The 12949-nt window shown below is 71.0% G+C and carries 11 protein-coding genes and 1 tRNA gene; 3 read left to right on the forward strand and 9 right to left on the reverse strand.

What is annotated here, in order from left to right:
• Positions 1–170: 170 nt before the first annotated feature.
• From ACFYWG_RS11995 to ACFYWG_RS12010, 4 genes are all read right to left on the reverse strand, one after another.
• Positions 171–1607 carry a GH1 family beta-glucosidase gene (locus tag ACFYWG_RS11995; protein ID WP_389200960.1) on the reverse strand — a complete coding sequence of 479 codons (1437 nt, stop codon included), beginning with the start codon at positions 1605–1607 and terminating at the stop codon, positions 171–173.
• A gap of 108 nt (positions 1608–1715) precedes the next feature.
• Complete coding sequence (locus ACFYWG_RS12000; protein ID WP_376331655.1) at positions 1716–2624, reverse strand: carbohydrate ABC transporter permease; 909 nt, start codon at positions 2622–2624, stop codon at positions 1716–1718.
• Positions 2625–2635: 11 nt separating this feature from the next.
• Positions 2636–3652 carry a carbohydrate ABC transporter permease gene (locus tag ACFYWG_RS12005; RefSeq protein WP_389201791.1) on the reverse strand — a complete coding sequence of 339 codons (1017 nt, stop codon included), beginning with the start codon at positions 3650–3652 and terminating at the stop codon, positions 2636–2638.
• A 5-nt stretch (positions 3653–3657) separates the two neighbouring features.
• Complete coding sequence (locus ACFYWG_RS12010) at positions 3658–4962, reverse strand: extracellular solute-binding protein (RefSeq protein WP_389200962.1); 1305 nt, start codon at positions 4960–4962, stop codon at positions 3658–3660.
• Between the two features lie 403 nt (positions 4963–5365).
• On the opposite strand from ACFYWG_RS12010, the gene ACFYWG_RS12015 reads away from it, so the two are divergent.
• The gene (locus tag ACFYWG_RS12015) at positions 5366–6421 is read left to right on the forward strand and encodes a LacI family DNA-binding transcriptional regulator (RefSeq protein WP_383499296.1); all 1056 of its coding nucleotides are present in this window, start codon (positions 5366–5368) and stop codon (positions 6419–6421) included.
• Between the two features lie 159 nt (positions 6422–6580).
• Here ACFYWG_RS12015 and ACFYWG_RS12020 read toward each other — a convergent pair.
• The 4 genes from ACFYWG_RS12020 to ACFYWG_RS12035 all read right to left on the reverse strand — a co-directional run bounded on the left by ACFYWG_RS12020 (position 6581) and on the right by ACFYWG_RS12035 (position 9472).
• A tRNA-His gene (locus ACFYWG_RS12020) sits at positions 6581–6653 on the reverse strand.
• 115 nt (positions 6654–6768) lie between these two features.
• On the reverse strand, positions 6769–7371 hold the full coding sequence (gene orn, locus ACFYWG_RS12025; protein ID WP_376331660.1) for an oligoribonuclease: 603 nt from the start codon (positions 7369–7371) through the stop codon (positions 6769–6771).
• A 152-nt stretch (positions 7372–7523) separates the two neighbouring features.
• On the reverse strand, positions 7524–8762 hold the full coding sequence (locus ACFYWG_RS12030; RefSeq protein ID WP_383499291.1) for a helix-turn-helix domain-containing protein: 1239 nt from the start codon (positions 8760–8762) through the stop codon (positions 7524–7526).
• 377 nt (positions 8763–9139) lie between these two features.
• The gene (locus ACFYWG_RS12035) at positions 9140–9472 is read right to left on the reverse strand and encodes a hypothetical protein (RefSeq protein WP_383499288.1); all 333 of its coding nucleotides are present in this window, start codon (positions 9470–9472) and stop codon (positions 9140–9142) included.
• A 305-nt stretch (positions 9473–9777) separates the two neighbouring features.
• Between ACFYWG_RS12035 and ACFYWG_RS12040 the strand changes: the two genes are divergently transcribed.
• Together ACFYWG_RS12040 and ACFYWG_RS12045 are read left to right on the forward strand one after the other, a co-directional pair.
• Positions 9778–10305: a universal stress protein gene (locus tag ACFYWG_RS12040; RefSeq protein WP_010047889.1), complete on the forward strand. Its 528-nt coding sequence runs from the start codon at positions 9778–9780 to the stop codon at positions 10303–10305.
• A gap of 117 nt (positions 10306–10422) precedes the next feature.
• On the forward strand, positions 10423–10983 hold the full coding sequence (locus ACFYWG_RS12045; protein ID WP_389200965.1) for a GPR1/FUN34/YaaH family transporter: 561 nt from the start codon (positions 10423–10425) through the stop codon (positions 10981–10983).
• Between the two features lie 146 nt (positions 10984–11129).
• On the opposite strand, the gene glmS is transcribed toward ACFYWG_RS12045, so the two are convergent.
• On the reverse strand, positions 11130–12947 hold the full coding sequence (gene glmS / locus ACFYWG_RS12050) for a glutamine--fructose-6-phosphate transaminase (isomerizing) (protein ID WP_376331668.1): 1818 nt from the start codon (positions 12945–12947) through the stop codon (positions 11130–11132).
• Positions 12948–12949 lie beyond the last annotated feature (2 nt).

The raw sequence follows: 12949 nt of genomic DNA on the forward strand, positions 1-12949 counted from the left end.
CTCCACGCCGACCCCGCACTCCCGCCGGCCCTCGTCGTCCACGTCGCGCCGCGGCACCGGTCCGTCAGCGACCCGGCGCGCGGCGCGCGAGGGACGACCGCGCACCCGTCGTCTCGCGGGCAGGGGCGCGGCACTCCCTCAAGCGTGCCGCGTCCCCGTCCTCCGGAGGCTCAGACCGCCTGCACGTCGGGCAGCGTGCCCGTCCGGGCGGCCTGCGCGTACCAGCGGGCGCTCGTCTTCGGGGTGCGCTCCAGCGTGGCGTAGTCGACGTACACCGCGCCGAAGCGCTTGCCGTAGCCGTACGCCCACTCGAAGTTGTCCAGCAGCGACCACAGGAAGTAGCCGCGGACGTCCGCGCCGTCGGCGATCGCGCGGCGCACCGCCGACAGATGGCCGTGGAGGTAGGCGACCCGCTCCGGGTCGTGCACCCGGCCGTCCGAGTCGATCTTGTCGTCGTAGGCCGCGCCGTTCTCCGTGATGTACAGCGGCAGGCCCGGTGCCTCGCGGGAGTAGCGCATGATCAGCTCGTGCAGGCCGGTCGGGTCGATCGTCCAGCCCATCTCGGTGCGCTCGCCCGGCGTCTGGTGGAAGGCCACGTCGTCCACGCCCGGCCACGGCGAGTGCTCGCTCGCCCCGTGCCCGTCCGCCCGGGGCCCCTTGGCGGCCGGGTCGGCGGCCGACACCAGCGAGGGCGTGTAGTAGTTGAGGCCGAGGGCGTCCAGGGGCTGGTGTATCTGCTCCAGGTCCCCGTCGAGGACGAAACCCCAGTCCGTGACACCCGCCGTCGCGGCGAACAGCGTCTCCGGGTAGGCGCCGTGCAGGAGCGGGCCGTGGAAGACACCGCTGGCCAGGTCGTCGATCTTGCGGGCTGCGGCCAGGTCCGCCGGGTCCTGCGAAAGCGGCCGGACGGCCGCCGAGTTGAGGGCGATCGCCACCTGGTTGCGGGCCGGCATCACCGACCGCAGCGCGACGGCGCCCAGGCCGTGGGCGAGGTTCAGATGGTGCGCGGCACGCAGCGCGGCGAGCGGGTCGGTGCGGCCCGGCGCGTGCACACCGGAGGCGTACCCCAGGAACGCGGCGCACCACGGCTCGTTGAGGGTCATCCAGTGCTCGACGCGGTCCCCGAGCGCCTCCCCGGCAAGCTGCGCGTACTCCGCGAACCGGTACGCCGTGTCCCGCTCCGGCCAGCCGCCCGCGTCCTCCAGCTCCTGCGGCAGGTCCCAGTGGTAGAGGGTGACGGCGGGCTTGATGCCCTTCTCCAGCAGCTCGTCCACCAGCCGGCGGTAGAAGTCCAGGCCCTTCTGCACGGCAGGGCCCCGCCCGGTGGGCTGCACCCGCGACCACGACACGGAGAAGCGGTAGGCGCCCAGGCCCAGTTCGGCCATCAGCGCCACGTCGTCGCGGTAGCGGTGGTAGTGGTCGACAGCGACGTCACCGTGCTCGCCGCCGGCCGTCTTGCCGGGGGTGTGGCTGAAGGTGTCCCAGATCGACGGCGTACGGCCGTCCTCCCGCACCGCTCCCTCGATCTGGTACGCGGAGGTCGCCGCGCCCCAGAGGAAGGACGAAGGGAAGGTCACCGCGGTGGCCGGGTTCTCGGAGTCAGGCATGGAAGCGCTCCCAAAGGGGGTCGTGGAGACCGGAGAGTGAAGAGGGGAGGGGAGGAGGAAGACAAGACAGGGGCCGGAGCGGCACCGGCCCGGCCCCCGAGGGAAGGGCTACCCCTTGACGGCACCCTGCATGATGCCGCCCACGATCTGCTTGCCGAAGATCGCGAAGACCAGCAGCAGCGGCAGCGTGCCCAGCAGCGCGCCCGCCATGATCAGGGACTGGTCGGGCGTGTAGCCGCGGCCGAGACCCGCGATGGCGACCTGCACGGTCGGGTTGCCGGTCTGGGTCAGCACCAGGAACGGCCACAGGAAGTCGTTCCAGGCCTGCACGAACATCAGCATGCCGAGCACCGCCATCGCGGGCCGGGCCGTGGGGAACACCACGTGCCACACCACGCGCCAGCTGCTCGCGCCGTCCACCCGGGCCGCCTCGATGATCTCGTCCGGCAGCGCCTGGATCAGGTACTGCCGCATGAAGAACACACCGAACGCGCTGACCAGCGAGGGAAAGATGACCGCCTGCAACTGGTCGGTCCAGTCCAGCTCGGCGACCATCATGTACAGCGGGATCACACTGAGCTGCGGCGGCACCATCATCGTGCCGATCACCACCAGCATCAGCGCGTTGCGGCCCTTGAACCGCAGTTTGGCGAAGGCGAACCCGGCGATCGTCGACAGGACGACGATGGTCGCCGCCGAGATCCCGGCCACGATCGTGGTGTTGAGGAACGCCTCGCCCAGGTTGGCGTCCCGCCAGGCGATCTCCAGGTTCTTGAACAGGTTCGCGCCGAACCAGAACGGCGGTGGCGTCTCGGCCAGCCGCTGGTTGTCCCGGGAGGCGGCGATCGCCGTCCACACCAGCGGGAACAGCGAGACCAGGGTGAACAGGCCCAGGATCACGTACGCGACCGGGCCGGCGTGCAGGGTCCCGCCCGCCCGGGCCGACCGGGGCAGGCGCGAGCGCTTGGGCTGGGGGGCGGGGGTCTTCGTCTCGGGGGGCGTCACAGTCGTCGTCACGGCCACACTCCTTAGCTACTGGCGCGCAGCCGGCGCGAGATGACGTAGTTGACGATGCCGATGACGATCAGGATGAGGAACATCGTCCACGCGATCGCCGAGGCCCGGCCGAGGTGCTGGTTCACCCAGCCCTGCTCGTACAGGTACAGGCCCAGGGTCTGGAACTGGTGCTCGGCGCCGCCCGAGGCGCCCTTGTTGGCGTCGAACAGCAGCGGCTCGCCGAAGACCTGGCTGGCGCCGATGGTCGACACGACGACCGTGAAGAGGATCGTGGGCCGCAGCGACGGCAGCGTCACGTGGAAGAACTGCTGCCAGCGGTTGGCCCCGTCCAGCGCCGCCGACTCGTACAGGTCGTTCGGGATGGCCTGCATCGCCGCCAGGTAGATCAGCGCGTTGTAGCCGGTCCAGCGCCAGATGATGATGGTCGAGACGGCGATCTGGGAGGGCCACCGGTCGTTCTGCCAGTCGATGTGGTCGATGCCGACCATGTTCAGGACCCAGTTGATCATGCCGTAGTCGCGGCCGAAGAGCAGCACGAACACCAGGGAGGCGGCGGCGATCGAGGTCGCGTAGGGCGCGAGCATCACGACCCGGTAGAAGGTCGAGCCGCGCAGCTTGTAGTTGAGGATGTGGGCGATGCCCAGGGCCATCAGCAGCTGCGGGACGGTGGAGATGATGCCGATGGTCAGGGTGTTCTTCGCCGCGTTCCAGAAGAAGTCGTCGTCGAAGATCCGGGTGTAGTTGCGCAGCCCCACCCAGTTCATGTCGGTGGGCGCCGTCAGCTCCACCTGGTGCAGCGAGGCCCAGCCCGTGTAGACCAGCGGGAACAGGCCGAAGGCCACGAACAGCAGGAAGAACGGCGAGACGAACCCGTACGGGCTCCAGCGCACGTCCCGCTGCCAGCGTCGGGACAACCGGGCCCGGCGGCGCTCGTCCACCGGCGCGGGCGGCCTGCCCGTCTCGGGACGGGCCGGGGCCGCGCTCCCCTCCTTGGAGGGGAGCGCGGCGGTGTCGGGGCGGGTGGCCATACGGGTCACTTGTCCAGGTTGTTGTCGATGGTCTTCACGGCCGTGTTCCAGGCCTCCTCGGGCGACTTGCCCTTGGTGACCAGCACCAGACCGTTGTCGTTCAGCGCCGACCCGATGATCTGGTCCTTCGGGCCGATGACCTGGACCGGGCTCGTCTCGGCCGCCTCGGCGAAGATCTTGCCGATCGGGGCGTCACCGGTCATCTTGTTCTTCGCGTTCTGCACGGCGGGGGTGTCGTACGCCGACGGCGTGCTGGGGAAGCTGCCGCGCTTCTCGAACAGCTTCGCCTGCTGCTCCGGAGCCGTGAGCCAGGCGGCCAGCTCGATGGCCTCCTTCACGTGCTTGCCGCTCTTGGGCACGCTGAGGAACGAACCGCCCCAGTTGCCGGACTTGGGCGCGGCGGCCACGTCCCACTTGCCCTGGGCCTCCGGCTTGGACTTGCTCTCGATGTAGCCGAGCATCCACGGCGGGCAGGACATCGCCGCGAACTTGCCGTTGGCGATGGTGGTGTCCCAGGCCGGCTGGAACTGCGTCTGCGCTCCCACCAGTCCGTCCTCGGCCGCCTTCGCGGTCATCATGAAGGACTTCTTGACGACCGGGTTGTCCTTGTAGATGACCTTGCCGGACTCGTCGTAGTAGCGGACCTTCTCGCTGGACATGATGGCGCTCATCAGGCCGCCGGGGGAGTCCATGAACGTGGTGCCCTCGGGCGCCTTCTTCTTGTACTTCTGGCCGACGTCGATCAGCTTCTGCCAGTCGCCCGACCACATCTTCGCGAGCTCCTCGCGGTCGGTCGGCAGACCGGCCTTCTCGAAGAGGTCCTTGCGGTAGCAGATGGCCATCGGGCCGACGTCGGTGCCCAGACCTATCGTCTGGCCCTCCTTGGTGGTGGCCTGCTGCCACTTCCAGTCGAGGTAGTTGTCCTGCTTCACGCCGGGTGCCTTGGAGAGGTCCTCGAGCTTGCCCGCCTGGGTGGCGACGACCTCGGCGATGTTGCCGACCTCGACGCCCTGGATGTCCATCAGGCCGCTGTTGGTCGTGAGGTGGTTGACCAGCGCCGGGTAGTAGTTCTCGTTCCGCTCGGTGACGTTCTCCTGGATCTTGATGTCCGGGTGGAGCTTCTCGTACTCCGCGTAGAGTCCGGCCTCCTTGAAGCCGAAGGTGCCGAACAGACCCAGGGTGATCACGGTCTTGCCGCCGCTGCCGCCCGACGAGTCCGAGTCGCTGCCGCCGTCGTCGGCACAACCGGCCAGCAGTCCGGCGCCCAGCGACGCCACCGCCGCCAGCACTACCGCCCTACGTGCTCGCATCTGAGGTCCTCCTGTTGCCCTGACGTGCCGACCCCCCGGGCCAACGGCATTGTTGGGCCCTTTTTACTCGCTGCGGCTCGGGTGGGGAACGTGCGGGATGTGTAGGTGTCAGGTACTGTGGGAGCGCTCCCACCAGTGATGTGTTGAAGAGTCGCGGGTCGGGGCGAGGGTGTCAAGGGACCGGGCACGGCGAAATGCGTTCAGTTATCGGGCTGTTAACTGGGCCGGTGGGGGCGTCCGCGCACCGGCGGTCCTGACTCGTTTCGGTCGCCGTACCGTACGCGCGAGCCGCGTTCCGGCCCAAGCGGAAGGCACCCGGAGCTTCGGTCCACAGGGGCGGTCACCGGCTCTGACGGGGCTGTTAGATTCCAGCCAGCGTGACACACGACGGAAGGCGGAGCCCATGGCAAGCCACGGAGCGCGGGGCCGCAGCGGGGGCCGGCCCACCCTCGAAGAGGTGGCGGCGCGCGCCGGTGTGGGCCGCGGCACCGTCTCCCGGGTGATCAACGGTTCGCCCCGGGTCAGCGACGCGACCCGCGCCGCGGTCGAGGCGGCGGTCGCCGAGCTCGGCTACGTCCCCAACACCGCCGCGCGCGCCCTGGCCGCGAACCGCACGGACGCGATCGCGCTCGTCGTGCCCGAGCCGGAGACCCGCTTCTTCGCGGAGCCGTACTTCTCGGACATGCTCAAGGGCGTCGGGGCGCAGCTGTCGGAGACGGAGATGCAGCTGCTGCTGATCTTCGCGGGCAGCGACCGCGAGCGCCGGCGCCTCGCCCAGTACCTGGCGGCCCACCGGGTGGACGGTGTGCTGCTGGTCTCGGTGCACGCCGACGACCCGCTGCCGGACCTGCTCGCGCAGTTGGAGATCCCCGCGGTCATCAGCGGCCCCCGGTCGGCCGGGGAGACGCTGGCCTCGGTGGACTCGGACAACTACGGCGGGGCCCGGCAGGCCGTCGAGCACCTGATCTCCCGCGGCCGCCGCCGCATCGCCCACATCACCGGCCGCCTCGACGTCTACGGTGCCCAGCGCCGTATCGACGGCTACCGCGACGCCCTGGACGACGCCGGCCACGCGGCGGACGGGACGCTGATCGAGGCGGGCGACTTCACCGAGGACGGCGGCCTGCGCGCGATGACGGCGCTGCTGGAGCGCCACCCGGACCTGGACGCGGTCTTCGCCGCCTCCGACGTCACCGCGGCGGGGGCCCGGCAGGCCCTGCGCGAGGCGGGCCGCCGCATCCCGGACGACGTGGCGCTCGTGGGCTACGACGACTCCGCCATAGCGCGGCACACGGATCCGCCGCTGACCAGCGTCCGCCAGCCCATCGAGGAGATGGGGCGGCGGATGATCGATCTGCTGCTGTCCGAGGTCGCCGACCGCCGCCCGGCGGCGTCCCGGAGCCTGGAGCGGCGTCAGCTGGTCCTGGCGACGGAGCTGGTGCCGCGGGCGTCCTCCTGACGGCGGGTGAGGGCCGCTCCGCCCGTTGGCGGCCCGCACGCGCGGAGGGCCACGGGGAACGGCCCGCCCGCGCGGGGGAGTCGGGGCGCCGCGAGCGGGCCGCCGGGAACACGGACGAGGGGCTGCCCCGGTCTCCCGGGACAGCCCCTCGTCGTACAGGGTGAGTGACGGGACTCGAACCCGCGGCATCCTGGACCACAACCAGGTGCTCTACCAGCTGAGCTACACCCACCATGACCGGCTTGGAGATCAGTGTCGTCCCCGACCGGCCGAGAAAAAGTGTACAGGGTCCGAAGGGGTGCTCGCGCCCGCCTTTCGCGGCGCCCCTCGGCGTTCCCCGGTCCGGCCTACTGGGCGGGCAGGACGTGCTTCGCCGCGATCGTCCGCGCGGTGTCCGAGTCGGGCCCGGGCTGCGGGACGAAGACGGCCTCGCGGTAGTAGCGCAGCTCCGCGATGGACTCGCGGATGTCGGCCAGGGCGCGGTGGTTGCCGTTTTTCTGCGGACTGTTGAAGTACGCCCTCGGGTACCAGCGGCGGGCCAGCTCCTTGATCGAGGAGACGTCGACGATCCGGTAGTGCAGGTAGTCCTCCAGCGTGGGCATGTCCCGCAGCAGGAAGCCGCGGTCGGTGCCGACGGAGTTGCCGCACAGCGGGGCCTTGCCGGGCTCCTTGACGTGCTCCCTCACATACGCCAGGACCTGCTCCTCGGCGTCCTCGAGGGTCGTGCCGTGCGGCAGCTCCTCGAGCAGGCCGGAAGCGGTGTGCATCTGGCGCACCACGTCCGGCATCGTCTCCAGGGCCCGGTCCGGCGGCCGGATGACGATGTCCACACCCTCGCCGAGCACGTTCAGCTCCGAGTCCGTGACGAGGGCGGCCACCTCGATGAGCGCGTCGTCCGACAGCGAGAGGCCGGTCATCTCGCAGTCGATCCACACCATGCGATCGTTCATGGGCCCAACCCTACGGCGCGGGGTGCGCGGTCGGGTCGGCCGTGTCGTCGGCACCGCAGGAGCCGGCGGGGCCGGGCGAGGACGCTGCATGCCCGGAGCGGGAACGCACCGGGCGGGCCGGCATCACGCCGGCCCGCCCGGTGACTACCGCGTCACGTTCCGCTGCGCGGGCCGGGCAGGCTGGCCGACAGGGCCGCGGACGCCCCGACCGCGCTCGCCGCCGCCGTGCGGCGGGACTGGTGCGGGACGGGATGGTCCGGGTGCAGCGGGGTGGGCGCCTGGGGGTGGTGGCCCGGGTGACCGGGATGCCCCGCCAGGCCGGAGCCGGGACCGCCCGGGGCGGACTCGGTCTCCTGCGGGCGTTCGCCCTGCGGACGCCGGGCCCGGTACGCCGCCCGGTACGCCGCCGGGGACGAGCCCAGCTGGCGGCGGAAGTGCCCGCGCAGGGCGACCGGCGACCGGAAGCCGCAGCGCCCCGCCACCTCGTCCACCGAGTAGTCCGACGTCTCCAGCAGCCGCTGCGCCTGGAGCACCCGCTGCGTGATCAGCCACTGCAGCGGAGCGCTCCCGGTCAGCGAGCGGAAGCGGCGGTCGAACGTACGCCGGCTCATGTACGCGCGAGCCGCCAGCGTCTCCACGTCGAACTGCTCGTGGAGGTGCTCCAGCGCCCAGGCGACGACCTCGGCGAGCGGGTCGGCGCCGATCTCCTCGGGTAAAGACCTGTCGAGGTAGCGCTCCTGCCCGCCGCTGCGGCGCGGCGGCACGACGAGCCGCCTCGCCAGGGCCCCGGCCGCCTCGTTGCCGTGGTCCGTGCGCACGATGTGCAGGCACAGGTCGATGCCCGCCGCGGTGCCCGCCGAGGTCAGCACGTCGCCGTCGTCGACGAACAGCTCCCGCGGGTCCACGTGCACCGACGGGTAGCGCTTGGCCAGCGTCGGTGCGTACATCCAGTGGGTGGTCGCCGGACGGCCGTCCAGCAGACCGGCCGCCGCCAGCACGAAGGCGCCGGTGCACAGCCCGACGATGCGGGCGCCCTCCTCGTGGGCGCGGCGCAGCGCGTCGAGCGCCTCCTCCGGTGGCGGTGAGGTGATCGAACGCCAGGCCGGCACGACGACCGTGCCCGCGCGTGAGATCGCCTCCAGGCCGTGTGGTGCGGTGAGTTCGAGGCCCCCTGTGGTCCGCAGCGGGCCTTCCTCCCCTCCGCACACCAGTAGTCGGTAGCGCGGTACGCCGGCGTCCTGGCGGTCAACCCCGAACACCGACAGCGGTATGGAACTCTCGAAGATGGGGCCGCCGCTGAACAGCAGCACCGCGACGATCTCCTTGCGGCGTCGCCCGGACAGCTTCCGGGCCGCGGTGGTTTCCGGCGCGGCAGTGGAGTCGTGGCTCATCCTGCTAAGCCCCCCTTGGTGGTCGCGGCTCCTCGGTTGTGTCGCTCCTGCACGTTTCCCCTCGGTCCTGCACGAGTCCCCCGCCGTAGACAGTCAAGATCGAATCTACTGTGTCGCGTTGCGCCGAGGTGGCCGGTTCGGCACTCGGCGCATTGTCGACTTGGCAACTTGGCGTAAAGCATTCGATCACGAAGCGTTGCACTCGTGGGGCGTGCAGGGAAGTGCGCCTCGTCGCAGTGGCCAAACCACGTAGGGTGCGGGACCGCCCGGAGACCCTTTCCGTGCAGGTCGAACGGGGGTTGGGGGGTGGTGGGGTGGGGGGATGCGCCAAGGCCGGAAGTTGGCTGAAAAGCAGCGTGCCAGGGTACGGAAACCGGTCAGTCGACCGGTGTCTCTCCTCCCGTGTGCCGTCCGCCGCGGTGGGACCCCGTTCCCGTGCGGTGGCGCCTGCCCCGGTGCGGCGCCCGGTCCTCGGCCGCGAGCCGGGCCGCTCCCCGCTCGGACTGGCGCAGCAGCACCCGGCAGGCGCCCGTGACGGCCGCGAGTCCGAGGGCCGTGCCGGCCGCGCCGGCCAGGGTGGTGCCGCAGGCGAGGAGCACGACCGGGACGAGCAGGCAGCTGAAGGCGGCCCAGCGGACCACGTCCGTCACGGTGTCCCGCCTCGGCGCGGCCGCGCCGTCCGCCTCGGAGGCGGGGTGTGGTGCGGACATGACGGGCTCCCTGTGGCGTGGCTCACGGGGTTCAACGCGCGGCCCGGGCGTGGGTCACTGTGCCGCCCCCACTGTCACGGGTGAGTGCATCCCGTGCAAACCGCCTGTACAGGGCAGCAACCATTGCGTTACGGGCGTCGCCTCGTGCATGCTCCCTGGAACCCGCACGCACGACGGGCGGGAGCTGGGCCGAAGAGGCGTGCCGCCGTACCCTTGGGGGTATGGGGTTGGGAAGACCATTCCCGGACACAGCTCCGCCGCACCCTGTTGTCCCACCCATAAAGGATCACAACGCCGAGACAGCCATGGCCGGTCACGAATTCTTCGAACCTGCGGACCGCAAGCGGCCCGTCGCCGATCCCACGGCGGCCGAGCCCCTGGCGGCGGAAGAGCCACGCCATTCGTGCGATCCCGCTTTCAAGCACGGGGTCGTCGTCGGCTTCGACGGCTCCACGTCCAGCGAGCGCGCCCTGGCCTACGCGATCGGCATGGCCCATCGCTCCGGGTCGGGCCTGATCATCGTCCACGTCGCCAACCGGCTGCCGACCACGGTGTGGGCGGGCTGCGAGCCGCCCGTCTTCGTGGACGTGCCGGACCACCGGACCGAGGTGCTCGGTCTGGAGCTGGCCTGTGCCGACTACCTCGCCGAGGTGCCCTGGATCCTGGTCGAGCGCGGCGGTGACATCTGTCACGAGCTCGAGGAGGTCGGCCGGGAGTACGAGGCCGACGCGATCGTCGTCGGGTCGACCCACGGCATCGTCGGGCGGATCTTCGGGTCCGTCGCGGGACGGCTGGCCAAGCGGGCGCAGCGGCCCGTCATCGTCATTCCCTGAGCCCCGGCCCGGTTCAACTCCCTTGTGCATGCGTGAATTTCCCTGCGCATGAAGGTGTTTGTGCCCTTGTGAAGGGCATATACGGGACATCGCACCACTGCACGAAGGGAGCCCGCCGTGGACAAAGACGTTCCCGCGGGAAGCGGAATCACGACCGTGGCCGGTCGACTCGCCCTCGGAATTACCCTGTTGGCCTTCGGTCTGGGGAACACCGCCGTGCTCGACGGCGTCTCGGCCGCTGACGCCTCGTCAATCGCCCAGTACGTCGGCGGAGCAGCGCTCTTCGTCGCCGGTGTGGTGGCCCTCCGGGAGGGCGACGCCGCCGACGGCACGGCGTTCTCCGTGCTCGGGGCGCTGTGGTTCACCTGGGCCGTGACCGACGTCGCCGCCGCCGAGGAGGCGGGGCTGTTCCTGCTGCTGTTCGCCCTCGCGGCGCTGTCCCTCACGCTCGCGGGCGGAGATCGGCTCAACCGCGGCGTCCACGGGCTGTTCTTCGTGGCCCTGATGCTGCTCGCGGTCGCCGCGTTCGCGCAGAACGACGGGCTCGCGAAGGCCGGGGGCTGGTTCGCCGTCGCCGCGGGCGCGGTGGCCTGGTACGCGGCCACCGCCGCGTGGGCGCACTGGCCGACGGCACTTCCGCGACGCGCTGCCGGCCGGGGAGTGACGGCCACCGGCTAGCTGCGCCGGCTGGGGAGTTGGGCGGCTTCCCGGCGATGGAACGGACCCCCCGTGCGCGGTGGCAGCACGTGGGGGTCCGTTGTCGTCTGTCGGCCCGTGGGGTGCGGTTGCTCGCGCAGTGCCCCGCGCCCGTTACCGGAAGGCCTCTACTCCACCGTCACCGACTTGGCCAGGTTGCGCGGCTTGTCGATGTCCCGGCCGAGGGCCAGGGCCGTGTGGTACGCCAGGAGCTGGAGCGGGATGCCCATGAGGATCGGGTCCAGCTCGTCCTCGTTCTTCGGGACGACGATGGTCTCGTCGGCCTTCTCCTGGTGCTGGTGGGCCACCGCGAGGATCCTGCCGCTGCGGGCCTTGATCTCCTCCATGGCGGCGCGGTTCTTCTCCAGCAGGTCGTCGTCGGGGACGATGGCGACCGTGGGGAGGGCCGGCTCGATCAGGGCCAGCGGGCCGTGCTTCAGCTCGGAGGCCGGGTATGCCTCGGCGTGGATGTAGGAGACCTCCTTGAGCTTCAGGGAGGCCTCGCGGGCCACCGGGTAGCCCCGGACGCGGCCGATGAAGAGCATCGAGCGGGCCTCGGCGAACTGCTGGGCCAGCTTCTTGACGTCCTCCTCCTGCTCCATGATCTCGGCGATCTGCGCGGGCAGCTTGCGCAGGCCCTCGATGATCCGCTTGCCGTCCCGGACGGAGAGGTCGCGGGTGCGGCCGAGGTGCAGGGCGAGCAGGGCGAAGGCGACCGTCGTGTTGGTGAAGCACTTGGTGGAGACGACGCAGACCTCGGGGCCGGCGTGCACGTAGATGCCGCCGTCGGCCTCGCGGGCGATGGCCGAGCCGACCACGTTCACCACGCCGAGGACGCGGGCGCCCTTGCGCTTGAGCTCCTGCACGGCGGCCAGCACGTCGTACGTCTCACCCGACTGGGAGACGGCGACGTAGAGGGTGTCGGGGTCGACGACCGCGTTGCGGTAGCGGAACTCCGAGGCGGGCTCGGCGTCGGCGGGGATGCGGGCCAGCTCCTCGATCATCTGGGCGCCGATCATGCCCGCGTGGTAGGAGGTGCCGCAGCCGAGGATCTTCACGCGGCGGATGCGCCGGGCCTCGCGGGCGTCCAGGTTCAGACCGCCCAGGTGCACGGTGGAGAAGCGGTCGTCGATGCGGCCGCGCAGCACGCGGTCCACGGCGTCGGCCTGCTCGTGGATCTCCTTGTGCATGTAGGTGTCGTGGCCGCCCATGTCGTAGGAGGCGGCCTCCCACTCGACGGTGGTGGGCTCGGCGGTGGTGCGGGTGCCCTCGGTGGTGTAGGTGCGGAAGTCGTCGGCCTTGAGGGTGGCCATCTCGCCGTCGTCGAGGGTGACGATCTGCCGCGTGTGCGTGACCAGGGCGGCGATGTCGGAGGCGACGAACATCTCCTTCTCGCCGATGCCGAGGACGACCGGCGAGCCGTTGCGGGCGACGACGATGCGGTCCGGGAAGTCGGCGTGCATGACGGCGATGCCGTAGGTGCCCTCGATGAGCCGGAGGGTCTCGCGGACCTTGTCCTCCAGCTTCTCCGCCTGCGAGCGGGCGATGAGGTGGACGAGGACCTCGGTGTCGGTCTCGGAGAGGAACTCGACGCCGTCCGCCTCCAGCTTGCGGCGCAGGTCGGACGCGTTGTCGATGATGCCGTTGTGGACGACGGCGACCTTGCCCTCGGCGTCCAGGTGCGGGTGGGCGTTCACGTCGGACGGGGCGCCGTGGGTGGCCCAGCGGGTGTGGGCGATGCCGGTCGTGCCCTTGAAGCGGGCCGGGACCTTGGCCTCCAGGTCGCGCACGCGGCCCTTGGCCTTGACCATCTTCAGGCCCGACGTCTTCGGGGACGTGACGACGATGCCCGCGGAGTCGTAGCCGCGGTACTCCAGGCGCTGCAGGCCCTCCAGGAGCAGGGGCGCGACGTCACGCTTCCCGATGTAACCGACGATTCCGCACATGT

This window comes from Streptomyces sp. NPDC003456 (assembly GCF_042878735.1).
In the GTDB taxonomy this organism is placed as follows: Bacteria; Actinomycetota; Actinomycetes; order Streptomycetales; family Streptomycetaceae; genus Streptomyces.